Annotated in this window: 27 protein-coding genes; 21 read left to right on the top strand and 6 right to left on the bottom strand. The window is 36.8% G+C overall.

The features are described 5' to 3' along the window. The first annotated feature begins 96 nt into the window (after positions 1-96). The 3 genes from GYM71_RS06005 to GYM71_RS05995 are packed head-to-tail and all read left to right on the top strand — an operon-like array spanning position 97 to position 4310. Complete coding sequence (locus tag GYM71_RS06005) at positions 97-951, top strand: PRD domain-containing protein (RefSeq protein WP_220219812.1); 855 nt, start codon at positions 97-99, stop codon at positions 949-951. Continuing rightward, the gene (locus GYM71_RS06000) at positions 948-2813 is read left to right on the top strand and encodes a PTS beta-glucoside transporter subunit IIBCA (protein WP_220219811.1); all 1866 of its coding nucleotides are present in this window, start codon (positions 948-950) and stop codon (positions 2811-2813) included. The genes GYM71_RS06005 and GYM71_RS06000 overlap by 4 nt, the downstream gene beginning before the upstream one ends. Before the next feature lie 9 nt (positions 2814-2822). Further along, positions 2823-4310, top strand: coding sequence for a glycoside hydrolase family 1 protein (locus GYM71_RS05995; protein WP_220219810.1), 1488 nt, complete (start codon positions 2823-2825; stop codon positions 4308-4310). A 92-nt stretch (positions 4311-4402) separates the two neighbouring features. On the opposite strand, the gene GYM71_RS05990 is transcribed toward GYM71_RS05995, so the two are convergent. Beyond that, on the bottom strand, positions 4403-5830 hold the full coding sequence (locus GYM71_RS05990) for an APC family permease (protein WP_220219809.1): 1428 nt from the start codon (positions 5828-5830) through the stop codon (positions 4403-4405). 345 nt (positions 5831-6175) lie between these two features. Here GYM71_RS05990 and ylxM point away from each other — a divergent pair, with 345 nt between their 5' ends. The 7 genes from ylxM to GYM71_RS05955 all read left to right on the top strand — a co-directional run bounded on the left by ylxM (position 6176) and on the right by GYM71_RS05955 (position 10936). After that, positions 6176-6517 carry a YlxM family DNA-binding protein gene (ylxM, locus tag GYM71_RS05985; protein WP_220219808.1) on the top strand — a complete coding sequence of 114 codons (342 nt, stop codon included), beginning with the start codon at positions 6176-6178 and terminating at the stop codon, positions 6515-6517. A gap of 3 nt (positions 6518-6520) precedes the next feature. Next, positions 6521-7948, top strand: a complete 1428-nt coding sequence (ffh, locus tag GYM71_RS05980) for a signal recognition particle protein (protein WP_220219807.1) — start codon at positions 6521-6523, stop codon at positions 7946-7948. An 85-nt stretch (positions 7949-8033) separates the two neighbouring features. Continuing rightward, positions 8034-8306 carry a 30S ribosomal protein S16 gene (rpsP, locus tag GYM71_RS05975; RefSeq protein WP_103751780.1) on the top strand — a complete coding sequence of 91 codons (273 nt, stop codon included), beginning with the start codon at positions 8034-8036 and terminating at the stop codon, positions 8304-8306. Positions 8307-8378: 72 nt separating this feature from the next. Next, a complete protein-coding gene (rimM, locus tag GYM71_RS05970; protein WP_103751779.1) occupies positions 8379-8894 on the top strand; it encodes a ribosome maturation factor RimM in 516 nt (171 codons plus the stop codon). Beyond that, on the top strand, positions 8884-9609 hold the full coding sequence (trmD, locus tag GYM71_RS05965; protein WP_220219806.1) for a tRNA (guanosine(37)-N1)-methyltransferase TrmD: 726 nt from the start codon (positions 8884-8886) through the stop codon (positions 9607-9609). The genes rimM and trmD overlap by 11 nt, the downstream gene beginning before the upstream one ends. 113 nt (positions 9610-9722) lie before the next feature. Continuing rightward, the gene (gene rplS / locus GYM71_RS05960) at positions 9723-10070 is read left to right on the top strand and encodes a 50S ribosomal protein L19 (RefSeq protein ID WP_103751777.1); all 348 of its coding nucleotides are present in this window, start codon (positions 9723-9725) and stop codon (positions 10068-10070) included. Between the two features lie 98 nt (positions 10071-10168). Beyond that, a complete protein-coding gene (locus tag GYM71_RS05955; protein ID WP_220219805.1) occupies positions 10169-10936 on the top strand; it encodes a nucleoside phosphorylase in 768 nt (255 codons plus the stop codon). A 274-nt stretch (positions 10937-11210) separates the two neighbouring features. On the opposite strand, the gene GYM71_RS05950 is transcribed toward GYM71_RS05955, so the two are convergent. Then, positions 11211-11507, bottom strand: coding sequence for a hypothetical protein (locus tag GYM71_RS05950; RefSeq protein ID WP_220219804.1), 297 nt, complete (start codon positions 11505-11507; stop codon positions 11211-11213). 62 nt (positions 11508-11569) lie between these two features. Here GYM71_RS05950 and GYM71_RS05945 point away from each other — a divergent pair, with 62 nt between their 5' ends. Then, a complete protein-coding gene (locus GYM71_RS05945) occupies positions 11570-11929 on the top strand; it encodes a MerR family transcriptional regulator (protein ID WP_220219803.1) in 360 nt (119 codons plus the stop codon). A gap of 48 nt (positions 11930-11977) precedes the next feature. Here GYM71_RS05945 and lexA read toward each other — a convergent pair whose 3' ends face one another. Then, entirely contained in the window at positions 11978-12601 is a 624-nt protein-coding gene (gene lexA, locus GYM71_RS05940; RefSeq protein WP_103751773.1) for a transcriptional repressor LexA, read from the bottom strand. A 152-nt stretch (positions 12602-12753) separates the two neighbouring features. Between lexA and GYM71_RS05935 the strand changes: the two genes are divergently transcribed. From GYM71_RS05935 to GYM71_RS05915, 5 genes are all read left to right on the top strand, one after another. Further along, positions 12754-13002 (top strand): DUF896 domain-containing protein, encoded by a 249-nt coding sequence (locus GYM71_RS05935; protein WP_103751772.1) that lies wholly within the window; start codon positions 12754-12756, stop codon positions 13000-13002. Positions 13003-13071: 69 nt separating this feature from the next. Continuing rightward, positions 13072-13287 (top strand): YneF family protein, encoded by a 216-nt coding sequence (locus GYM71_RS05930; RefSeq protein WP_220219802.1) that lies wholly within the window; start codon positions 13072-13074, stop codon positions 13285-13287. Positions 13288-13360: 73 nt separating this feature from the next. After that, the gene (locus GYM71_RS05925) at positions 13361-15115 is read left to right on the top strand and encodes an ABC transporter ATP-binding protein (RefSeq protein ID WP_220219801.1); all 1755 of its coding nucleotides are present in this window, start codon (positions 13361-13363) and stop codon (positions 15113-15115) included. Beyond that, complete coding sequence (locus tag GYM71_RS05920) at positions 15108-16907, top strand: ABC transporter ATP-binding protein (protein ID WP_220219800.1); 1800 nt, start codon at positions 15108-15110, stop codon at positions 16905-16907. The genes GYM71_RS05925 and GYM71_RS05920 overlap by 8 nt, the downstream gene beginning before the upstream one ends. Positions 16908-17040: 133 nt before the next feature. Next, positions 17041-18441, top strand: a complete 1401-nt coding sequence (locus GYM71_RS05915; protein ID WP_220219799.1) for an FAD-binding oxidoreductase — start codon at positions 17041-17043, stop codon at positions 18439-18441. Between the two features lie 51 nt (positions 18442-18492). On the opposite strand, the gene GYM71_RS05910 is transcribed toward GYM71_RS05915, so the two are convergent. Together GYM71_RS05910 and GYM71_RS05905 are read right to left on the bottom strand one after the other, a co-directional pair. Next, complete coding sequence (locus tag GYM71_RS05910; protein ID WP_220219798.1) at positions 18493-19671, bottom strand: SAM-dependent methyltransferase; 1179 nt, start codon at positions 19669-19671, stop codon at positions 18493-18495. 83 nt (positions 19672-19754) lie between these two features. Beyond that, positions 19755-20369, bottom strand: a complete 615-nt coding sequence (locus tag GYM71_RS05905; protein ID WP_220219797.1) for a lysophospholipid acyltransferase family protein — start codon at positions 20367-20369, stop codon at positions 19755-19757. Between the two features lie 58 nt (positions 20370-20427). Here GYM71_RS05905 and GYM71_RS05900 point away from each other — a divergent pair, with 58 nt between their 5' ends. From GYM71_RS05900 to GYM71_RS05880, 5 genes are all read left to right on the top strand, one after another. Beyond that, entirely contained in the window at positions 20428-21459 is a 1032-nt protein-coding gene (locus tag GYM71_RS05900) for a GIY-YIG nuclease family protein (RefSeq protein WP_220219796.1), read from the top strand. 157 nt (positions 21460-21616) lie between these two features. Then, complete coding sequence (rpsB, locus tag GYM71_RS05895) at positions 21617-22402, top strand: 30S ribosomal protein S2 (RefSeq protein WP_164715351.1); 786 nt, start codon at positions 21617-21619, stop codon at positions 22400-22402. A 35-nt stretch (positions 22403-22437) separates the two neighbouring features. Continuing rightward, entirely contained in the window at positions 22438-23313 is an 876-nt protein-coding gene (gene tsf / locus GYM71_RS05890; RefSeq protein WP_220219795.1) for a translation elongation factor Ts, read from the top strand. 281 nt (positions 23314-23594) lie between these two features. Continuing rightward, positions 23595-23939, top strand: coding sequence for a hypothetical protein (locus GYM71_RS05885; RefSeq protein ID WP_220219794.1), 345 nt, complete (start codon positions 23595-23597; stop codon positions 23937-23939). A 20-nt stretch (positions 23940-23959) separates the two neighbouring features. After that, a complete protein-coding gene (locus GYM71_RS05880) occupies positions 23960-24220 on the top strand; it encodes a nucleoside/nucleotide kinase family protein (protein WP_220219793.1) in 261 nt (86 codons plus the stop codon). Between the two features lie 98 nt (positions 24221-24318). On the opposite strand, the gene GYM71_RS05875 is transcribed toward GYM71_RS05880, so the two are convergent. Continuing rightward, positions 24319-25422 (bottom strand): acyltransferase family protein, encoded by a 1104-nt coding sequence (locus GYM71_RS05875; protein ID WP_220219792.1) that lies wholly within the window; start codon positions 25420-25422, stop codon positions 24319-24321. Between the last annotated feature and the right edge of the window lie 56 nt (positions 25423-25478).

Genomic DNA, 25478 nt, shown 5'->3' with positions numbered 1-25478 from the left:
GAAAAAAGTGAAATTGTTAACCGCTAAGACGGTGCAAGGCTCGCTTATCCCCAAATATGGGATAGGTGGGCCTTTTTGTTTTTAAAAGGAGTAGGAATGAGGATTAGGAAAATACTCAATAACGGCAGTGTCATCGTTAATAATAAAGAAGGAGCGGAAATGATCGTTTTGGGTAAGGGAATTGCCTATGGCAAAAAGATAGGAGATGAAATTGATCGAACAAAAATTTATAAAGTTTTTACGGCTTTTAATAACCAAGAGAAAAAGCTTTTATTACAAACAATTCATGAAACTGAGCCAATCTTTTTCCAAATAGCCCAGAAAATTGTTGATCGCTTAAAAAAAGAAGAAAACATTGAATTAGCCGATAGTGTTTATCTAACTTTGACGGATCACTTGGCCACCAGTGTTGAGAGGGGGAAGAAGGGGCTATATTTGAATAATAATTTTTTATGGGAAATTCAAAATTATTATCCCAAGGAATATCATTATGGGCTTTGGGCTTTGAAGCTCTTAAATGATCAATTTAAGTTAAAATTTCCAGAGGATGAGGCAGGTTTTATTGCGGTCCATATTATTAGTGGGGAGTTAGGCAATGATATCAATGATTTTCGTCAATCGGTTAATTTCATTAAGGAAATTACCAAACTAGTCCGTTTCTATTTTGACTTAGACCTTGATTGTCAATCTCTGAGCTATAACCGTTTTGTTTTACACCTAAAATTTTTCTGGAAATACATGATGTATGGGCAAAAAAGCCATGGCTTTGGCGATTTAAGTAAAGAAATTTTGGCAGTTATCAAAAATAGTGATGTTGCAGCTTACGAATGCGCACTAGAAATTAAAAAATTTATTCACCAAAATTACTCATATAACCTGAGTAATGAAGAAGTTATGTATTTAGCCATTCATATTAATAAAATAACTACAGAAACGAGGAATCAAAAATGAAATATCAGGCAATGATTCAGCAGATCTTGCAAGCAATCGGAGGAGAAGATAATATTCAGTCAGTCGTTCATTGTGCGACTCGGCTGCGCTTTGTTTTAAAAGATGAAAATAAAGCTGATGATCAAAAAGCCGAATCAATATCGGGCATTTTACAAGTGGTCAAGAAGGGCGGTCAATATCAGCTAGTAATCGGTAACAATGTTGACGAAGTTTATAATGAGCTAATATCAATGATTAAATTTAAGCCAGCTGAGGGTACCAAGCAAACTGGAGGGCATCTATTTGATAAAATTATTGGTGCGATTACTGGATCTATTGCGCCTGCCATTCCTTTATTGGCAGGAGCCGGGATGGGGAAAGTCTTATTGCTCATTCTAACGATCACAAATGTTTTATCAGATAAAAGCCAAACTTATCAGCTGCTAAACCTAATCTTTGATACTGGCTATTATTTTATTCCCGCTTATGTTGGCTTTTCGGCAGCAAAAATTTTTAATACGGATAGTATGTTAGGTGCTTTTATTGGCCTGGTAACTGTTAATCCTAACTGGGTACAAATCGTCACTGCGAATAAACCATTTAAGTTTTTTGGAATACAAGTTCCCTTAATCCAGTATTCATCAACTTTAATCACAGCAATTCTGTCCGTTTGGATTATGTCCTATATTTATCAGTGGGTTAAGAAAATTACTCCAGGAATGATTAAAGTTTTTATGGAGCCAATGCTAACAATGCTTATAACTGCACCGTTAGTTTTCTTAATTATTGGGCCGCTGTCTAATTGGATTTCTCAGGGAATCGCGTTTATTTCAATGTGGCTTTTCCATCACGCAGGATTCATTGCTATTCCTATCCTAGCTGCGGCTTATCCTTGGTTAGTTTCAGTAGGGATTCATAAGGCACTATCTCCGATTAGTATTCAACTCGTTGCGGAACAAGGATTTGATCCGATAATTCGTGTTGTAGCTCTTTGCTCTAATATTTCTCAAGCTTCTGCAGCTTTAGCTGTCGGACTTAAAAGTAAAGATCAAAAATTAAAATCACTGGCTTTGTCTTCAAGTGCAACAGCCTTTTTGGGTGGTATCACCGAACCGGCATTATTTGGGGTTAATTTAAAACTTAAGAAGCCAATGTACGGAGCAATGATTGGTGGTGCTGTTGCTGGCTTAGTGGCTAGCTTTCTCAAACTTAAAGCCTATATTTATGTGACGCCTGCGATTTTGAGTTTACCTATGTGGGTTTCAAAGACAGAAAACTTTGTTATTCAGGCTATTATTGTTATGATTGTTGCCACGATTGTTACCTTCATTGCTACTTGGCTCATTGGCTTTGATGATCCAGCAGATGAAAAAACAAAGTCGCAAGAAAAGCAAAATGATGCTGTAAATAAGTCATCAGAGCATGCTCTCAATGCACCGGCATATGGTCGAATTGAGGATCTTTCGAAGGTTGATGATACCACTTTTGCTAGTGGCGTAATGGGACAAGGTATAGCGATTATTCCCGCCAGCGGAAGGCTTTATGCACCTGGCAATGGTATTGTGACAGCAACTTTTAAAACCGGGCATGCTATTGGCCTTCACCTCGATAATAACGCTGATATTTTACTCCATATTGGTATTGATACGATTGAATTAAAGGGTCAGGGATTTAGGCAGCTAGTTGAAAAAGGACAAAAAGTTACAGCAGGTCAGGAACTAATTGAGTTTGACCTAGATAAGATTAAGGAAGCTGGCTATGATCCAACAATCATGATGATTATCACTAACACCCAGGATTTTTTGCAAGTTTTACCTGTACAAACTACTTCAGATGAAGCAAAGAAAGTTACAATAGATGATCCTGTTTTAGTTTTAGCATAGGGAGTAATTATGGAATATTTTTACCTACCAAAAGGGTTTCTATGGGGAGCCGCTACTTCGGCTAACCAAGTAGAAGGCGCATGGAATGAAGATGGGAAAGGCATGTCGATTGCTGATTGTGAGCAATATCAACCACAAATAGATGTGACTGATTACCAAAAAGTTAACGATATGACTACTCAAAAAATTTTGACCGCTATCAAAGATCAAAGCTCCAGAAAATGGGGCAAAAGACATGGTGTAGATTTTTATCATTACTATGAAAAAGATCTTGAACTGCTAGCACAAACTGGAATTAAGGCAATTAGAACTTCAATTGCTTGGAGTAGAATTTTTCCTAATGGGGATGATACTAACCCTAATAAACAAGGTTTAGAATTTTATGACCGTCTTTTTCGCAAAATGCATGAAGTCAGAATTCAGCCTATTATTACGTTATCCCATTACGAGATGCCACTTAATTTAGTAATGAACTATGATGCTTGGTATGATCCAAAGTTAATTGATTATTTTTATCGGTTTGCTAAGACTGTTATCGATCGGTATCATAACCAAGTAAAATATTGGATACCAATAAATGAAATTGATAGCATTATCAGACACCCATATTCTTCAGCTGGATTAGTCAAGGATCGTTTTCCTAACAAAAATTTTCAAGAAGTAATCTACCAGGCAATGCATTACCAGTTCGTTGCCTCTGCTAAGATAACGAAATACATTCATCAAAACTATTCTGATTTACAAGTCGGTGGGATGATCACCAGTACAATGGTTTATCCTTATAACAGTGATCCGCGAAATGCGTTAGCAGCAACAGAAATTATGCGTGAGAGTTATCTTTTTAGTGATGTTCAAATTAGGGGAAAGTATCCTAACGCCTTGTTCAATAAAATTAAAAACTTGGGACTCAACATCAAAATGACGCAGGATGAATTAAAGTTATTGAGCCAGAACACAGCTGATTTTGTTGCTTTTTCTTATTATTCCTCAGTTTGTGCGGCCTATGATACTTCAAACTTGCAGGTGACTAAAGCTAATCGGACAACTGGAGTTTACAATAAATACTTGCCCGAAAACGAATGGGGCTGGCAAATCGATCCGATTGGGTTACGACTAACATTGATAAATTTGTATGATCGTTATCAAAAACCTCTTTTTATTGTCGAAAATGGTCTTGGTGCTACGGATCACTTGACTCCTGACGGCCGTGTTCATGATGATTATCGCATTGCCTTTTTAAAGGAACATATCAGAGAAATGTTAATATCTTTGGCAAATGATGGAATTGAGTTAATTGGCTACTTAATTTGGGGGACAACAGATATGGTATCAGCGTCTACGACACAAATGTCTAAACGATATGGTTTAATCTATGTTGATTTAGACGATGAAGGTAAAGGAACCAATCGTCGCTTTATTAAAGATTCTTTTTATTGGTATCAGAAATTGCTGCATTTTGGTCAGAAGATTCCTAAAAGCTTCTTGCTGGAAGAATAGGTCAAAAATGTGTGGTAAGTAAAAAACCTCCCGCTAATATTTCGACCGTCTACTTGACACGGTACGGATCATTTAGTTAGCGAGAGGCTTTTTTATTTTCTATTATTAATGTTGGAATGTCTGATACCGTAAAAGCAATAAATTAGTATCCCGATGATTGACCAGAAGAGCATATACTTTTTGGCTTGTAAATCTAATCCCCAGAAAACTGCGAAAGAACCTAAAAAGGCTAGGAACGGTAGGACGGGATAAAGAGGCATCTTAAATGCAGGATCCACAATATCATGACCTTCTCTAGGACGCAGACGATAAATTCCAATTGAAACAAACATGAAAGCAATCAGAGTACCTGCGGAAACTAGTTGTGTTAAAAATGAAAAAGGAATAAAGGCAGAAATGATAATAGCTACGATTGCAACTGTCCAGAGTGAATTGGCAGGACGATGATCACTATTTAATTTTCCTAATTTTTTAGGTAACATCCCATCTCGGCCAAAAGAATACACTAAGCGTGAGCTGGCCATGCATAAACCAATTAATGCCGTAAACATCCCTAAAACGGCGACAGATTGAACGATTACAGCAATTACGCCATGTCCAGTATGCCGCAAAGCGTAACCAACGGGCTCGGCTGAATTAAGGTATTGGTGATATGGTACCATTCCAACCAATACGAGGCTAACTGCAACAAATAAAACGACAGCAATTAATAATGAACCAATAATACCTCGTGGCATTGTTTTTTGCGGATTAACGGCTTCAGCTGAATTTGAAGCAATTGTGTCAAAGCCTAAAAAAGAAATATAAATCATTGAGACACCAGCGTAGATACCTTGCCAACCACCGAAAGGACCATGGCTTGTTGCCCGGTATTGCGGCACAAAAGGTAGAAAATTGGCTTTTTTAATTGCAGTTAAACCAACCACAACAAACAAAATAATTGCCAAGACTTTAATTATCACTAAAAAGTTTTCTACTTTGGAGGCTTTTGAAACGCCGAAGCTTACTAAAATAGCACACAAAAAAATAGCGATTAGGGCAACTAAATCTAAGACTCCGCCGTTAACTCCAAGAGGATTGACTAAAGCATTCGGCAGGCGCCAACCTAGGGGAGAAATTAAGGCACGAAAGTTAGCTGATAATCCAGAAGCAACAAAAGCCATACCGATTAGGTATTCCGCTAATAAAGCCCAACCTGAGAACCAACCCCAAAATTCGCCAAAAATAACATTGATCCAGGAATAAACTGAACCTGCAAATGGCATCGCTGCTGCCATTTCAGCGTAGGCAAAGGCAACAAGTCCAGCGACGATTGAGGCAATCACACAGGAAATTGCTACAGCTGGGCCCGTATGTAAAGCTGCCACTTCACCTGGTAAAGTGAAAATCGACGTAGAGACAATGGTCCCAACACCAAGTGCTAAGAAATCCCGTACTTTTAATGTTCGAACTAAATGTCCGTCTTTTTCTTGATAAATACTAGGATTTTCTTTTCGATTCATTTTTTTCCATAAATTCACGTTAAAATCTCCTTATTATTTTTTCCGAAATCAGAGGACTTAAAATGATCCAAGTTCAGCTAGTTGTTCAAGCAAAGCTGCTAGTTGATAATCAAACTACTTTGGATCGCTTTAAAATTGATTTTAATATTACTTATCTATTATGATAGTTGTTTTTAAAAAAGTTAAGTCCTATCAAATAATTTTGTAATTATTCTACTATATTTCTATGTGAAATAAACATTCGTAATAATACAGGCATTAATATCAAAAAGCAAGTTTCGCAGTAGGAGATTTTCAGACAATATTAGCTTTCTCGATCGTCAATTACCCGTATTTTTGCTATACTGGTTCAAGGTGAAAGTAATGGATGAACTCGTAAAAAATGAAATATTAGGTGATTTATATGCCTATTACGGAAAATTGCTAACCAAAAATCAGCAAGACTATTTCGAAGACTACTATTATAATGATCTATCCTTGGGAGAAATCGCCCTTAATCATCAGGTATCAAGACAGGCAGTTTATGATAACCTTCGGCGCTGCCGCAAGCTTTTGACGAATTATGAAGAAAAATTGCATATGCAAAGAGATTATAATGACATTGAACAAAAACTAACTAAAATTTCTGTAACGATTAAAGAAAATCAACCAGCATGTGCGCTTAGTCAAATAGAACAATTATTAAGTAAAATGAGGGGAGAATGATTCATGGCTTTTGAAAATTTAAGTGAACGAATTCAAAAAGCGTTACGCAACCTAACTGGCAAAGGTAAAATTTCCGAAGAAGATATCAATACTGCTAGCCGAGAAATTAGATTGGCATTGTTAGAGGCCGATGTTAATTTTAAAGTTGTCAAAGACTTCATTAAAAAGATTAAGAAAGAGGCTCTGGGCAAAGAAGTTCAGGAAAGCCTGAATCCTGGTCAGCAAGTAATTAAGATTGTTAACGATGAACTGACCAAGATGATGGGTGAGAGTGCAGCCACTCTTAACAAGTCCAAGCATATTCCGACGATCATTATGATGGTTGGTCTTCAGGGTACCGGTAAGACGACTACGGTGGGTAAATTAGCTAAGCGGTTAATTGATAAGGATAAAGCTCGTCCATTGCTAATTGCCGGTGATATTTATCGTCCCGCCGCAATTGATCAACTTGAACAAATTGGTGAGCAGTTAAATGTTCCTGTTTATAGTGAACACGATGAAAAAAATGTTGCCAAAATAGTTGAAAACGGCTTAAAGCAGGCTGATGACAATAAAAATGATTATGTAATTATCGATACTGCTGGTCGACTAGAAATTGATGAACCATTAATGGAAGAGCTTGAGCAAGTTAAAAAGGTTGCTCAACCAGACAACATTTTGCTTGTCGTCGATGCCATGACAGGTCAAGCCGCTACGGATGTGGCTAAAGGTTTTGATAGTCGACTAGATATTACTGGGGTAATTTTAACTAAACTTGATGGTGATACCCGTGGTGGTGCAGCTTTATCAATTCGAGCTGTCACTGGTAAGCCAATTATTTATACTGGTCAAGGTGAAAAGTTAAGTGATCTGGAACAATTCCACCCTGACCGGATGGCTTCAAGAATTTTAGGCATGGGAGACATGCTGACCTTAATTGAAAAGGCGCAGCAAGATTACGATGCCAAAAAGGCTGAAGAAGTTGCAGAGAAAATGAAGGAGAATACCTTCGATTTTAATGACTTCGTAGACCAGCTTGAACAAGTTGAAAAGATGGGTCCGCTTGATCAGTTAATTAAAATGATTCCAGGCATGGCCAATAACCCGCAATTGAAGAACATGAATTTTGATAAGAAACAGATTGTTTACGTCAAAGCAATCATTTCTTCAATGACAGAAGCAGAACGGGAAAATCCCGAATTGCTTAACCCAAGTCGGCGCCGGCGAATTGCTGCAGGTTCTGGACGACCAATCGTTGAAGTTAACCGAATGATTAAGCAATTCAAACAAGCCCGTGATATGATGAGCAAGATTACAAAGGGTAATCTAAAGGGCATGGGCAATCTTCCTGGAATGGATTCACCAATGGGCAAGATTGCAATGCGCCGCATGGGTAAAAAGTTTAAGAAGAACAAGAAGAAGAGAATGAAAGTCAAGCGTTATCATTCTTAAAAAAATATCTGTTAAGGAAAAACACTTTACACCTATTTTGAAAAGTGCTATATTATTATTCGTAAGTTTTTAGGAGGAATTTAATATGTCAGTTAAAATTCGTATGCGCCGCATGGGTGCCAAGAGAAAGCCTTTCTACAGAATAGTTGTAGCAGACTCAAGAATGCCTCGTGATGGTCGTTTTATCGAAGAAGTTGGTTACTACAACCCAGTTTCAGAACCAAAAGAATTGAAGCTTGATGAAGATAAAATCTTTGAATGGTTAAAGAAGGGTGCACAACCTTCAGACACTGTTCGGTCACTTCTTTCTGGTGCCGGCTTAATGAAGAAGCTGCATGAATCAAAATTTAACAAATAATTGATTTGTTTACTTTAAAAGTTTGAAGCAGTTTGCTTCAAACTTTTTTCTTTGTTGAATTTAGGAGAAGAAATGCAATATTACGATGTCGCACGCATACTGAACACACATGGTCTAAATGGGGAAGTTAAGGTAACAGTAATTACTGATTTTCCTGAAGAACGTTTTTCACCGGGGAGTGAACTTTCTTTAAAAGACAATCCTAATTTTGTCCTAACCGTTAAAAGCAGTCGACCATTTAAACAATTCTGGCTATTGCAGTTTGAAGAAGTTAGTACGATTGATGATGCCGAAAAATTAAAGGGAGAAACAATCGTAATTAGTCAGGAAAACCAACACGAATTACCTGCTGGCGCCTACTATTACCGCGATATTTTGGGTTGCCAAGTCTTGGATAACGAAACCAACCAAGACCTAGGCAAAATTACGGGTATTGAAACTCCTGGTGCAAACGATGTCTGGGAAATAACCGAAGACTCGGGCAATGAATATTTAATTCCATATATTGATGAGGTCGTTAAGCAAGTCGATATTGCCAATAAAAAAGTTTATGTTGAGTTATTGGAGGGCTTACGCGATGAAGATTAATGTTTTAACTCTTTTTCCTGATATGTTTACCCCATTAACAACTTCAATGTTAGGACGTGGACTGGAAGATGGAAAATGGGATCTTAACTTAGTAGATTTTCGAGATTTCACAAGCGATGTCCATCATCACGTTGATGACACGCCATACGGTGGTGGTGCAGGCATGGTTTTACAAATTATGCCAATCAAAAAGGCATTGGATTCTCTGGCAAATAAGGGCAAAGTCATTATAACAGCTCCACAGGGTAAAACTTTTAACCAAAAGATGGCGCAAAATTGGTCCCAAGAAGAGAATTTGACCTTTATTTGTGGTCACTATGAAGGTTTTGATCAGCGGATTTATGACTTAGCAGACGAGACTGTTTCGATTGGGGATTATGTTTTAACTGGTGGTGAGTTGCCAACAATGAGCATGATCGATGCTACTGTTCGTTTGCTTCCAGGAATTTTAGGGAATGCTGCCTCACCAATTGAAGAAAGTTTTGCACATGGTCTGCTTGAATATCCGCAATATACCAGGCCAGAAGATTTTGAGGGGATGAAAGTTCCTGCAGTATTAACTTCTGGCAATCACCAAAAAATTGCTGAATGGCGAAAGAAAGAATCTTTGCGTGCTACTGCATTATATCGCCCGGATTTATTAGCAGATTACCACTTAAGTGATGAAGAAAAGAAATTGCTCGCAGAAATTAAGCATGAAGATGATGAAGCTTGATTTAATAACTTTATTTTGCTAAGATGATTGAGGTGCAATTTTTTTGCATTAATAGTTATGGGTGTTCCGCTGGCGCATAGGACGTTGATGAATGCCGCAGAAGGAGAAAAATTATGGATCCATTAATTCAAGAATTGACTAAAGAACAATTACGTGATGATATTCCTGACTTCCGTGCTGGTGACACAGTTCGTGTTCACGTACGTGTTGTTGAAGGTAGTCATGAACGTATTCAGATGTTTGAGGGTGTCGTAATCAAGCGTAAGGGTGCAGGCATTGCTGCTACATACACTGTTCGTAAGATTGCTTCTGGTGTTGGTGTTGAACGTACCTTCCCAGTTAACGACCCTCGTGTAGCTAAAGTTGAAGTATTACGTCACGGTCGTGTTCGTCGTGCTAAACTTTACTACTTACGTGAACGTCACGGTAAATCTGCAAGAATTGCGGAAAAACGTCGTTAATTCACTGTTAAAAAAGAACCATCTCGCATTTAAGAGATGGTTCTTTTTTTGTGCTTTTTATGATAGCATTTTAATCAATATCTTAATTTTGAGGTAATTTGATGAGCAAACCATTTTTATTAGATTTTGACTCAACTCCGCGTGCGGTTTTAGAACCAGATCATGAAAGAAATGAAACGCATTATCACTTTCATGCAAAATTGCTCTTTGCCTTTTTAACGCAAGAAGCAATTGATGACTTCTTAGCTCAGCATCCGCACCGAGTTCTGGGTCACTTCGATTGCTTTGGTAAAGTGACCTTAATTTATGAGGTGGAGATGCCCAAAGAAAAAATCACTTTGTGTCAGGCAATACTTGGCGCTCCTGCTGCGGTTCAAATGCTAGACTGGCTCATCAGCTATGGTGTCAAGCAGATTTTAGCAATCGGTTCAGCAGGGACACTTGTTGATCTGCCAGAAAATTATTTTTTGGTTCCGACCAAAGCCATTCGTGATGAAGGAACATCTTTTCATTACATGGAGCCAGGCAACTTCGTTGATTTGCGTTCAGCTTTTTTAACTAAAACTGAAAATTTGATGGTGCAAAATGGTTTTAAAGTCAAAGAGGTAACGACTTGGACTACTGATGGTTTTTTCAGGGAAACTGCTAGAAAGGTCAAGCAATTTAAGAAACTTGGTGCTGCATGCGTTGAAATGGAATGTGCCGCAATGGCTGCTTGTGCACAATTTCGGCAAGCTTATTTTGCGCAAATTCTGTTTACTGCCGATTCACTTAATGATATTGAGGATCATCAAGAACGTGGCTGGGGTAAAGATGCGCATGGTAAAGGACTGGAACTAGCAACAAGCATACTCGATCAATTGTAGTTTTTACTTTGTGAAAAGTTGTGCTGTGAAACCAAAGTGAAACATCTAAATAATTCACAATGTAAAATAAAAATATTGTAATATCGGTATTTATTGCTAAAAATCACCAAAAACTTTGTGAAGTGAAAAAGCATAGCTGATGTGGAAAGTCATCAGATTCTTTTTATGAAAGCGATTATACTTGACTTAACGTTAAAAATGGTAACAAATATATTGAAGTGGAATTAAATAGCAAACAGAAGATCTCTTTTGTAAATTAAATAATGCCATTATTTTAGAAACACCAGTTTAACCAACTTAAAGCAATAGTTATGGTCAGTCTGATAAACCAGTGAAGCCAATTGATTTTTCCGTTTAGGCAATAGCCATTAATTAACGCAATGAGTAAGAGTGCAAATAAACAAATTGGCGCATATTTATGGTAACCAATTAAGCAGGTCAGTATTAAGAAAGCGCTTGCGATAACGTTTAAGCAGATTAACCAAACAGGAATTTTGGGGATGCTAGCTACGGCCGCAATTATCATTATTGTTCCGTAAATAATAGTCAATAAATTAGTTGAAATTTTCAATTTTCTTTCCTCCTAACGCTAGTTAACTATAGGGGGTTGACCCAACGTCAAGGAGAATATACATGTATTTAAAAGAATTTATCACTAAAATGAATACTACTAAGGATACAGTTAGGTTTTATCTTGAATTAAGTTTATTAACGCCAATACGAAAGGGAAAAAATTATTGGTTTACTGATAATGAAGTAGAATCATTTCAGGAAATAAAAAACTTACAAGAATTGGGTTTTTCACTAAAAGAAATTTGCGCAATCAAAGAATTGCATGACCAATCATGTGGCACAAAAAAGCAGCATGAGCAAAATCTTAGGCTAATCGAAGAAAAAATAGCAGAAAATGATGCTGCAATCAGAGAACTGCGTCACAGAAAAAAAGCTTTAGTGGCATTGAAAAAAGCACTAAAAAAACTGCTCATTAAGTAAATGAACAGTTATTAATTAAACGATCTAACAGACTAAAAACTTTTTAAGCTAATTAATATTATTGCGGTAAAGACCAACAACTTTACCTAAAATATGAACACTATTAAGAATAATCGGTGCCATGTTATCATTTTCAGGTTGAAGACGATAATGATCTTTTTCCTTATAAAAACGTTTAACAGTTGCTTCGTTTTCATCTGTCATGGCAACAACAATTTCACCATTTGTTGCTGAGCTTTGTTTACGAACAATAACATTGTCACCGTTTAAAATACCAGCATTAATCATACTTTCTCCGTGAACACGTAGCATGAACAGGTCACCAGCATCATTTTCTAAATCTGGTGGAAGAGGGAAGTAATCTTCGATATCTTCAACCGCCAAAATTGGCTGACCGGCAGTAACAACACCGACAACAGGTATTTCAGTTGGCTTAACGCCAATGGCTTTCTTACCTTCGTCTGTTATTTCCAATGCTCGCGGCTTGGTGGCATCCTTAACAATAAGGCCTTTGCGTTCCAACCGTGACAAATGACCGTGAACAGTCGAAGTCGAAGAAAGTTGAACTCCTTGGCAGATTTCTCGCACAGTTGGCGGAAATCCGCGCTTTTCAACTGTGTCATAGATATAACGTAAAATTTGTAATTGTTTTGAACTTTGTTTGTTAGTCATCTTTAGCTCCCATGATAGTCTATTTGTTGATAAACATATTCTAACAGAAATTAAGTCATAATACAAACAAGCGTTCTAAGAAATTAAACTTTTTTTCTTAGCTGAAATAGGGTAGACTCTTTTTATTAAGAAGTGCGAAAGAGGTGCAAAAAATGACAGAAGACAATGAAAAAAAGATGATTAATCGGATAAACGAACTATATCATAAGAAAGAAAAAGAAGGTTTGTCTGATGAAGAAGAAAAAGAACGTGAAAAACTTCATCAAGAATTTATCAAGAACTTTCGTGCCGGTTTTAAGCAAGATGTTGAAAACCTTGTCATAATTGATAAGAATGGCAAGGAAATTACTTCTGAAAAAGCAAAGAAAGCTCAGCGGAAGAAAGGTTTACGAAAAGACTAATTTACGTCTTTAAATTTACTTAAATTTTCGGTAAGATATATCTATTGGACAAATTGAGGTGATTATTTTATGAAATTAGGATTAGCGATTGTTTTAATTATTGTTGCATTATTAATTGGCCTTGTTGGCGGTTTTTATGGTGCAAGAGCATACATGAAGAAATACTTTAAAGATAATCCACCAATCAGTGAGGATATGATCGTTGCCATGATGTCACAAATGGGGCAAAAGCCTTCCGCTAAGAAGGTTAACCAGGTGATGAACATGATGAAGCATCAAAAATAGTCAATCTTACTGAATTGAAAATAAAGACGGAGGATTATTTCTCCGCCTTTTTATTTGGAAAGAAAGGTGAAAAATGGGTATATTTTTTAAGCTTGGATGGTTTTTTAAAAAGGAGAAAAAACGGTACCTAATTGGTGTGACCTTCTTGGCTTTAACGTCTGTAATTAATTTGGTTCCACCGCGAATATTAGGACTAATGGCTGATCAGCTCGATAAAGGACATATTTCTTGGCAAGAATATGGCTTGTTAATTTTGACAATCATTTTCGCGGCACTACTATTATATGGCTTTCGTTACTTGTGGCGCAGGCAAATATGGGGTGGAGCGGCAGAACTAGAACTGCAGTTGCGCTCGAAATTATTTCGGCATTTTATGGAAATGGATCGCACTTTTTATCAACGCCACCGAACAGGTGATTTAATGGCGCACGCAACCAATGATGTTTCAGCTATTCAAGAAGTTGCTGGTGAAGGTGTTTTGACTTTGGTCGATTCTTTATTAATGAGTGTTTCAACCATGATTGCAATGATCATCTTTGTTGACTGGCGGTTGACGATAGTTGCTTTAATTCCCTTACCATTCTTAGCTTGGGGAGCTTGGAAGTTGGGCGATCAATTATATGATGCCTTTGATGAATCACAGGCTGCTTTTTCCCGCCTCAATAATAAAACACAAGAATCTGTTTCAGGAATTAAGGTCCTAAAAACTTTTGGTCAGGGTAAAGAAGATACGCAAGCATTCAATGATATGATTGCTAATACGATCAAAATCAATAAACGTGTTTTCAAGTGGGATTCGTTGTTTGATCCACTAGGTACTTTACTAATCGGTTTAACTTACACAATTACAATTATCTATGGTGGGTTATTGGTTAGTAACCGGGCTCTTACAATTGGCCAATTAGTTTCTTTCATTGCGTATATTGGGAACATGGTTTGGCCAATGTTTGCAATTGGCTATTTATTTAATATTCTAGAACGTGGTAGTGCCAGTTACGACCGTGTTGAAAAGTTACTGGATGAAAAGCCTGCAATTACTGATCAAAATGCTGATCAAAGCATTCATGCCCAAGATATTGATGGCGACTTAAAATATGAAGTAAAATCCTTTGCTTATCCGGATGAACCACAAATTCCGGTTTTGCACAATATTGATTTCACTTTGAAAACGGGTCAGACTCTTGGCTTGGTCGGTAAAGTTGGTGCTGGTAAAACGACCATCATTCAACTTTTGCTGCGCGAATTTGATCAATATGATGGCAAAATCACTTTAAACGGTCATGATATTCGGGAAATTCCTCTGAATGTTCTATTAAGACAAATTTCTTACGTGCCGCAAAACAATTACCTCTTTTCTACTAGTATTCAAAAAAATATTGCTTTTTCTGATGCAAATTCCGATGAAAGTGCGGTCATTTCTGCTGCGAAAAAGAGTGATTTGCACAATGATATTCTACAAATGCCTGGCGGATATAATACGCTAATTGGCGAAAATGGCGTTTCCTTATCTGGTGGTCAAAAACAAAGAATGTCTATTGCTAGGGCGCTTTTAAAGCAAAGTAAAATTTTGGTTTTGGACGATGCGCTATCAGCAGTCGATGCCAGAACAGAAATGGCTATTTTGAAATCACTTCGGCAGGAGAGAAAAGGGAAAACAACCTTAATTGCAACTCACCGATTAACTTCCGTAATGGGAGCAGATTTGATTTTGGTATTAAAAGACGGACGAATTGTTGAACGAGGCACACATGATCAATTATTAGCAGAAAATGGCTGGTACGCTGATATGTGGCAACGGCAAGAATTAGAAGAAAAGGTAGGTGAATAGCTTGGAAGAACAAAATAATTATGGATCAGTCTGGTCCAAAGAAATACCTGTCAAGGAACAAATTGGCATCTTCAAGCGACTACTTCGTTTTGTGATGCACTTTAAAAATGAAATGATTATTGCTGGTGTGGGTGCATTTCTTGTCAGCGTCATTAATATGCTGTTACCGTATGGTCTGCAGTATTTCTTGGATAATTATTTAGTCAAAGCCAATGTTACGACACAAGTGATTTTATTTGCCGGTTTTTTATATGCTTTTGGCTCAGTAATTAAGGGTATTCTACAATTTACCTACGAATACTTTTTTGCTCTTGGATCCGAAAAGTCATTGGAGGGCCTACGGTCGGCTTTGTACCAAAAACTCCATCAGTTGGGAATGCGTTATTTTGACCAAACGCCAGCAGGCTCAATTGTGTCAAGAGTAACAAATGATACAATGACTTTGAGCAATTTTTTAACGGTCCTATCTAGTGTCGTTATCTCTTTCTTTTCGATTATTTCAGCGCTAGTAGCAATGTTTACAACTAATTTTTTAGCTGGACTAATCGTACTGGCTTTTTTGCCAATTTTATTACTTATTATTTGGCAATATTCTAAAAGAAGTTCCAAACTCTATCGTAGTTACCGTGAGCGGTTAAGCCGGATAAACACTAATTTAAATGAATCAATTGAAGGTGTTTCTCTGATTCAGCAATTCAAGCAAGAAAAACGAATGACTGGCCATTTTGAAAGTGAAAACACGGCACTAATGAAAACCCGTTTTAACATGATCAATCTTAATTCGCTTTTACTTTCGCCCTTAACTAGTTTGCTCTATTCTCTTGCACTTGCTTTAACTTTAATGTACTTTGGCTTTCCACTACGCCAGACTTTTGTGCCTGCGGGTGTTGTGTACGCTTTTTCACAATATATCTCACAGTTTTTTAATCCGATTGCAAACATGATGGATCAGATGACCTTTTTCCAAGACGGAATAGTTGCTGGTAAGAGAATTTTTCGAATTTTAGATAATACTGATTATGAACCTAAGCAGCAAGAACAACCGGGATTAACAATCACACAAGGGAAAATTGAATTTAAGCACGTAAGCTTTTCCTACGATGGAAAAAATGAAATTTTACACGATATTTCCTTTACCGTTAATTCAGGAGAAACTCTTGGAATCGTAGGTCATACAGGTTCCGGTAAAAGTTCAATCATTAATGTTATGATGCGCTTTTATGAATTCTACCAGGGTGAAGTTTTAATTGACGGCGTAGATATTAAGAAGTACCCGAAAAAGGAATTACGGCAAAAATTAGGTCTAGTTTTACAAGAACCATTCATGTTTTATGGTGATATTAATTCTAATATTAGGCTGTATAATCAAAACATTACTGATGACGAAATTAAGGCTGCCGCAAAAACTGTCCAGGCTGACAGTTTTATTGAAAAATTGCCTGGCAAATATCACGCTAAGGTTGGCGAGAATGGCAGCGAATTTAGTCAAGGGCAACGACAATTGATTTCTTTTGCACGAACTTTAGTAACTGATCCTAAAATCTTGGTTTTAGATGAAGCTACTGCAAATGTTGATACCGAAACAGAAACCTTGATTCAACAGGGATTGAAGAGCTTACGAAAGGGAAGAACAACTTTAGCGATTGCTCACCGTTTATCAACTATCGTCGATGCTGACCAGATTATTGTTCTAAATGATGGTAAGATTATTGAACGTGGTAACCACGAGGAACTGCTTTCCCAAAAGGGTTATTATTATAACTTATATACCCTTCAAAATAACCAAAATTAACTTTATGCACGAGTTCACAAATAGCTCGTGTTTTTGTTTCCAATATAGTATTGACAGCGTTTACATAAAAGAGTAGATTATTTATGTCAGATATTAATTAAGTTTATGATTTAGGAATGGGAAGAAAAATATCATGGAATATCATAAAATAGATCAAACTGATCGGACAAACTTAAGTAAATTTATTTCCGATCCAGAACGTTTTATTAATCAACCTACAAAGCACTGGGATCACGATCAATTTCGGACAGTAACCGCTCTGCCGGACTTGGTTATTCAACCGGTTAATAATGAAGAAGTTATCCAAGTAGTTAAGTATGCGAATGAAAAGCACATTCCTCTGGTACCACGGGGTAATTCAACCGGCTTGATGGGAGCCAATTTATCTGTTGACGGCGGTATTTCTCTTGATATGGTTAAAATGAATAAGATCTTGGAATATGATCCAGATGGCTTAACAATGACCGTACAAGCAGGAATAAGATTAAAGGATATCGAAGAATATTTGGCTGATAAGCCATTTACTTATATGCCAGCACCTGCAATGCATTGGGCAACAATTGGTGGTAATGTGTCAACTAATGCTGGTGGGTTAAAGGCAATTAAATACGGCGTAACCAGAGAACATATTCGTGAGTTAAAAGTGGTTTTAACGAATGGCAAATTATATAAGTTTGGTTCTAAAGCGGTAAAATCATCTTCCGGCTACTCTTTAAAAGACTTAATTATTGGAGCGGAAGGAACGCTTGGTGTGGTAACGGAAGTAACATTGAGACTATATCCTAAACCACATAAGACAATCAATGCTATCATTCCTTTCCCAACTTTAAATGATGCTATTAAATCAGTACCAGCAATTTTAGCTTCTGGAGTTGTACCAACAACCGTTGAATTTATGGGCAGAAAAGTAATTAAGTTATGGGAAAAATATGCTAATGATGAATTTCCAATCAAGAATGGTGATGGTTTTATCATTATGGGCCTAGACTCATTCACTGAGGGAGAATGGCGTGCAGAATTGGATCAAGCACTAGAAACTGTTAAAAAGTTTAAAGCTGAAGAAGCAATTGTTTTAAGTGCAGACTCTGAAGAAGCTAAAAAGATTTGGAAGTGTCGGGAAGAGCTATTGTTGGCAATTCAGAAATCAACGCCAAAAATGGATGAAATTGATGTTTGCGTGCCAATTAATCATATTCCTGATGTGCTGGACCGAATTGAAGAGTTAGAAAAAGAGTTAAAGATCAGAATACCTAGTTTTGGTCATGCTGGCGACGGTAATTTGCACATCTATCTCTGCTCTGATGAAATGACACCAGAAGAATATGCTAAAACTAGTGATAAAGTCATTTCAGAACTCTATAAGACGGCTAAGTCATTAGATGGCAATATGTCTGGTGAACACGGAATTGGTTATGCACGAGCAAATTACTACGAAGAGTTCTATGGTCATGATTATACAGAGCTATTGCGTGAGGTTAAAAAGTTATTTGATCCAAATGACATTGTTAATCCAGGAAAAATCTTTGAAAGGTAAATTTTGGCAATAAAAAAAGAATGAGGTAACTCATTCTTTTTTTTGCGCTATTTATTGACCTAGCATATAATCGCGTGTCATTGGTAAGTTTTTACCTGAAGCACCTTTTGTTAGTAAATATTGGACAACATCAATGTTACCTGATTCAAAAGAGGCTGCACAGGCCTGTAAGTACAAGTCCCACATTCGGGTGAAGCGTTCACCCATTTTCTTTTCAATAACATCACGTTGCTTATTAAAATTATTGTCCCAAATTTCCAAAGTTCTTTGATAATGGCGTCTAAGCATTTCCATATCATCAATTTGCAAGCCACTTGCAACGATGTGATGAACGTTTTCTTCTAAGCCGGGGATATAACCACCTGGGAAAATGTAACGGTCAATCCATGCGTTACTTGCTCCACCTTGCTGACGAGTTATGCCGTGAATTAACGCAACGCCATCCTTTTTAAGGTATTTGGCAACATCAGCGAAATATTGACCCAAGTTTTCTTTGCCAACATGCTCAAACATCCCAACAGATGTAATATAATCCCACTGCTCATTGCCAAGTTCACGGTAATCTTCAAGCTTAACTTCAGCTACATCTTGCAGGTTTTCATCATAAATCTTCTTTTGAACTAGCTTGTATTGTTCTTCACTGAGAGTAACACCAGTGACTTTTAAACCATATTCTTTAGCTGCGGTGAGCATTAAGGTTCCCCAACCACAACCGATATCTAGCAATGTTTTACCCTTTTCAGGATTCAGCTTTTCAAGAATATGCTTAATTTTGTCAATTTGTGCTTTTTCTAAGTCATCCTCATTGTCCTTTTTAAAATAGGCACATGAGTATGTCATGGTTGGATCTAACCAAAGACGGTAAAAATCGTTTCCGATATCATAATGACTTTGAACGTCTTTTTCACTTTGTTCTTCAGTGTGTTTTTGGTGAGGCATAAATTTACGAAACTTGCTGGAACGCATAAAACTATCAGCACTTTCATAAGCACCAAAAATCAGCTTCTGCAAACTACCATTTATTTCGATTTTTTTGTCCATATATGCTTCTCCTAAAGCTAGGGAAGCATTGCGCGTTATATCACTAATTGGAATTTTTTCATTAAAAACAATTTCAATATTGGGAGTGCCATTGCCGTAAATTTCACTTTTGCCATCCCAATAACTTACCTTAATTGGAAAAGGAAATGACTTGCTTAGCATCTTCTTATAAAACGACTTTTCTAACAATTTTAGAATTCCTCCATTCAATTACTGTTGTAATTTATTTTAACACTACAAAAAAAGACTGAACTCTTTCGAATTCAATCTTTTTACTTTGCATGATAGTGAAAAGCAGGGTTTTGTTCCTGATCAATTTTTTTCCAAGCATCTTTTAGCTGATTATCTAAAAGATGTTCATTTTCGTGGGTTAACCTTATTTTTGGATCTACCCGAAATGGGTGCCCAAAACAAACTTCTAACGGTTCCCTTTTCAATAGCCCAGTAAAAGTTAACGGCCCCTGATAAACAACCGGAACAATTGGTTTACCAGATAATTTAGCAATGGCAATTGTCCCACTTTTAAGTTCAGCGGAATGACGGGTACCGGATGGGAAAATGATCAGTGAGTAATTGCCTTTTCTTAATCCCTTTATTGGGGTTTTTAAAGCGGATGGACCTGGATTTTTACGATCAACTGGAAATGCATGTGCGTGCTTTAAAATAAAGCGCAAAATTGGATTTTTGAATAATTCAATTTTAGTCATAAACATAAATTCCTTAGGGCTAGCAGCTAGTGCAAATAAAATCGGCTCCCACCAAGTACGGTGAGGTGCAGCCAAGATATAATTTCCCTCGGGAATACGATCTTGATGATTAACATGTAAATGCCCGTTTAACACCCACACAATGAAGCGGGCGATGGGCCGTATAATGTGATAAAACATATTTTCCTCCAATGATGTAAAATATTATAGCAAAGCTTTGCGAAGGGATAAAATATTTATGGTAAATTTGAGCAAAAATGAACGAATCGACTATATGTATAGCGATAATTTGAAAATTATTCAAGATAAAGATGCCTTTAGTTTTTCACTTGATACCTTATTATTGGCGGCTACGGCCAAAGACGCGATTAAAGATAGCTCTAAAGTTGCAGACTTATGTTCTGGCAATTGTGCTGCGAGCATTTATATGGCTTATTTTAACCGAGCAAAGTATGATGCAGTTGAAATTCAACCAGAAGCGGCTTCACAGGCTATGCGTTCTGTCCAATTGAATCAAATGGAAAATCGGATCCATGTTTTTCAAAAAAACGTTAAGGATGCCGCCCAGTTTTTGCGAAAAGATTCTTATGATGTGATTGTCATCAATCCACCTTATTTTAAAGTTGCCAAAGATCACAAGGTTAATCCTGATCCTAAAAAGGCAATTGCCCGCCATGAAATAATGATTACTTTAGAAGAAATTATTGCAGTTGCTAGTGGTTTATTAAAAATGAAGGGCAAGATGTACATGGTTCATCGACCCGAACGGTTAAATGAAATTGCCTATTTTTGTTTAAAACATGACCTAAGTATTAAGTTCATTCAGCCTTATGTTTCTCATCGCGGCGAAGATACAAACTTGATTATAATTGAAGCTGTCAGGCACACTGCTAGTGATGGCTTAGTTTTAAAAGATGCTATTGAAGTTCACGATCACGATGGCTCATTTTTACCAGCGATTCAAAAAATCATTCGCGAAACACCAGAAGAAAAAGCCAAGCACGATCAACAAGCAAAATATTACTTTTATGTTTTATTGTGCAGCGATGGAAGTTTTTATGGCGGCTTTACTAACAATTTAACTAAAAGGCTTGAGGCCCATAATACGGGGAAGGGTGCCAAATATACTAAAAATAGGCGACCGGTCAAAATGATCTATCATGAAGAATTTAGTGATAAACGCTTAGCTTTAAAAAGAGAATATTGGTTTAAACACCATACACGCCAATGGAAAGAAAAATTTTTACATGAGCATGCTGTTAATTTTTAGACTTGATTCTTAGCCTTAAATTTAGTATGATTTTATCTGTGTGTTGTGTGAATACACAGTTAGAAAACATCAAGAGCGATCAACGTTTTGGTGCCAAACATTGGTGAAGCGTTGAAATGACCGCTTGAGAGGACTAAAACCATAGGAGGAATTTATTATGTCAGTAGTTTCAATGAAACAATTACTTGAAGCTGGTGTCCACTTCGGTCACCAAACTAGAAGATGGGACCCTAAGATGGCTCCATATATCTTCACTCAAAGAAACGGTATCTACATTATTGATTTGCAAAAAACTATCAAGATGTTGGATGACGCTTATGCTTTTGTTAGAGCCGTTGCTCAAGACGGTGGAGTTATCTTGTTTGTTGGTACAAAGAAGCAAGCACAAGATTCAATCGCTGAAGAAGCAACTCGTGCAGGTCAATACTACGTTAACCAACGTTGGTTAGGTGGTACTTTGACTAACTGGAAGACTATCCAAAGTAGAGTTCAAAGATTAAAAGATTTAAAGAAGATGTCAGAAGATGGTACCTTTGATGTATTACCAAAGAAGGAAGCTTCACTTTTGACTAAAGAAATGGACAAACTTGAAAGATTCTTAGGTGGTATCGAAGATATGCCTAGAATTCCTGATGTTATGTTCGTAGTTGACCCTAAGAAGGAAAAGATTGCTGTTCACGAAGCTAACATTTTAGGTATCCCTGTTGTTGCTATGGTTGACACTAATACTGATCCAGATCCAGTTGATGTTGTTATTCCTTCAAACGATGATGCAATCCGTGCTATTCGCTTAATTTCAGGTGCAATGGCTGATGCAGTTATCGAAGGAAAACAAGGCCAAGATGACAGCGATGCAAACGTTGAAGCTGAAATGGCTAAAGACGCTGCAGCTGATGACGCAGAACAAGCAGCTGAAACTGAAGAAAGTTCAGAAGAAGATTAATTTAATAATTAGCTTTTATTTGGAAGGATACATCAATGGCAAATATTACTGCTAAACAAGTTAAAGAGTTACGTGATCGTACTGGTGCCGGAATGATGGACTCCAAGAAGGCTTTGGTTGAAGCTAACGGAGACATTGAAAAGGCAATTGATATCTTAAGAGAAAATGGTGTTGCTAAAGCTGCTAAGAAGAGTGGTAGAATTGCTGCTGAAGGTTTAGCAGAATACGCTTTTGAAGGTAACACTGCTGCTCTTGTTGAAATCAACTCAGAAACTGATTTCGTTTCATCAAATGATAAGTTCATTAAGTTGGTTGATGATGTAACTAAGGCTATTCTTGCTGCAAAGCCAGCTAACGTTGAAGAAGCTTTAAAGGCACCAATGGGTGATTCAACTATTGGTGAAGAAATCACTAACTTAACTGCTGTTATTGGTGAAAAGATCACTTTAAGAAGATTTGATTTAATTAATAAGAACGATGATGAAGTTTTTGGTGCTTACAAGCATAATGGCGGTGCAATTGTTGCTGTTGTTACCTTAAAGGGTGACAGCGAAGAAGCAGCAAAGAACATTGCAATGCATGTTGCTGCAATTAACCCAGAATACCTTGATAAGGATTCTGTTCCAAAGGCTGACTTTGATCGCCAAAAGGCTGTTTTCACTAAGGAAACTGAGAATGAAGGTAAACCTGCCAACATTATTCCTAAGATTGTTGAAGGTCGTGTCAACAAGTACTTAAGTGAAATTTGTTTAGTTGACCAACCTTACGTTAAGGATGGCGACATGACAGTAGCTGAATATGCTAAGTCAGAAGGCTGTGAAGTTGTTGCATACACTCGCTATGAAGTTGGCGAAGGTATTGAAAAGAAGCAAGAAGACTTTGCTGCTGAAGTTCAAGAACAAATGAAATAATTAAAATTATAATATAAGTAAAAAAGAATCTTATCAGTGATGATAAGATTCTTTTTTATTAGAAAAATAGGTAAAACAAAACTTACCAAAATAGATTAATAAAATATCGAAACTATATCTTTTTAGTTCGAAGTCTGGACTAAAAATAGTTAAAAAATTCTGGTATCCTTCCTATCTTATTACTGAAAGCGCTTGCTAAAAAAGCTTATTTCTGGTAACATATACAATTGCACTGTCAATTAAATGGTAACAAACCATTTCGTTCATGAAAGGAGATTATCATGAAAATAACCGATAAGCAATTTACTAAGAGAAAAGAATATGTTAAGGGAATGTTCTCATTAGGTGGCTTAAGTGAATGCGGTAAATCAGCAGCTGGATTTTATTTCGATAGTATTGGCATAAAACGAATGAAAATCATTGCAATTGAAAAAGAGATGATGCTTGAACGAAACTATCAATTTAGCGGACATCCAACGGAAAATGATTTCAAAAAGTTATATGCAAACAACCCTGAACAGATTTTTCGTGAATTCTTGTATCGTCTAATTGGTAAAATGCAGGAGGCAGGAACTCATTACGCTTCATTGAAAGTTTGTATCGCTCAGAACTTGGGGCATACCTGAAAAAGGAACTAGGAGAAAAGATGCTTAATATTTATATTGAAGCTCCTCTTGAGGTTAGAGCGAAACGCGAATTTAAGAAACAAACTATCGATAATGGGGAAAACTATACCTTTGATGAAATAGTTGAACGAACCAAGAAAAAAGACCAGTTTAAGATAAAACATGGGGCATTGAGGGTTAAAGAAATTGCAGATATTATCGTTAATAATGACAAATTTGTTGAAAATGAGCAGCAATATGAAAACATCATGGCCGGATTAGCTTCTATTGTCAAAAAGTAAAGTTTTCAAACTCAATTATTTATTACGTAATTTTAGCATATTAGTAAAACATAAAAGGCTTGATTCAGTTGACTACCGAACCAAGCCTTTTTATCTAGTTAGATTATTTGTTTTATTTTCGTCCACCAAATATGCAGACAATAAGCTGACGTGAATGACAAAATCCATGTTAATATCCATGTGCCAAAGAAAGTTAAGAATGGGTGGTATGTTGCGTGGAATTGCATATTTAGTCCGCGCCAGACCAGTTGATTCCAAAAAACATTTGATAAATAGGCACGATAGGCATAAGTAGCAAGAAAATGGAAAACTGTTAAAGCTGTTTCTGAATTTTTTCGTACTTGATATAAGCAAAGTGCAGCGATTAATGCAATAACCGCTAAGCAATAAAATGTCATTGATGGCTTATAATACGGTGCATTGGCAAAAAGAACGGGATGACCGAACTGATATAATTCAAAGTTGGTCCAAATGAAACAAGCAACAAAAGTAATTAAGATCAGCCACCAAAATTTTTGTAAAAAGTTGTTAACTTGATTCCGCAATTGCCAGCAGAGGACACCAAAGACTCCGTAGATAAAAAACGAAATAAACACGCGATCAAGCAGATACCACGTTTTTTCATGCGCACCGTGAAATACCTCTGTGTCGTAAAACAAGAGCCAAGCTAAATATAAAACTAGCGTGATTAATGCTACAGCAATTCCTTTTTTCACGTTATTGCCGACAAAGCGACTGATTGCCCAGAAAAGTGGCATTAAGATGATAAATTGCAACATCATTGTGTTGTACCACAAATGTGGCGCAGCGTTACCATTAATAAAATGCCAACAAAAAGAACCAAAATTATGAAATTGATTAATCTGTTGGAGCCAAGGCATTCCTAGTAAATAAATCAAAGTCCACCAAATAGTTGGTACAAACAAGTTCGACCAACTTGAACGCAGATGCTTGCGGTAAGAAAAGTTTCCCGCTAAATCATTAGTTCTAATGGTGGTATATAAAATGCCAAAAATAAAGGCTGGAGCAGTATATTTGACTAAATTATACAGAATACCAAAAATGTCTTGTGTTCTTATAGGCTGACCATTTCCCATGATTAAGGACATGATTGGTTGAGACATCACTGCTGTACAAGCAAATACTTTTAAGTAGTCACCAATGTCAGCAATTTTATAGGTGGGATAAGGATATTTATCCATTTTAATTAAGACCTTTCTTAGAAGATTCGTGAGATCCCTAAGAAGTTCCAGTTCAA

Source organism: Lactobacillus panisapium (assembly GCF_019469265.1).
Lineage (GTDB): Bacteria > Bacillota > Bacilli > Lactobacillales > Lactobacillaceae > Lactobacillus > Lactobacillus panisapium.
The sequence above is the reverse complement of the archived record's forward strand: the minus strand, read 5'-3'. Positions and strand labels throughout refer to the sequence as shown.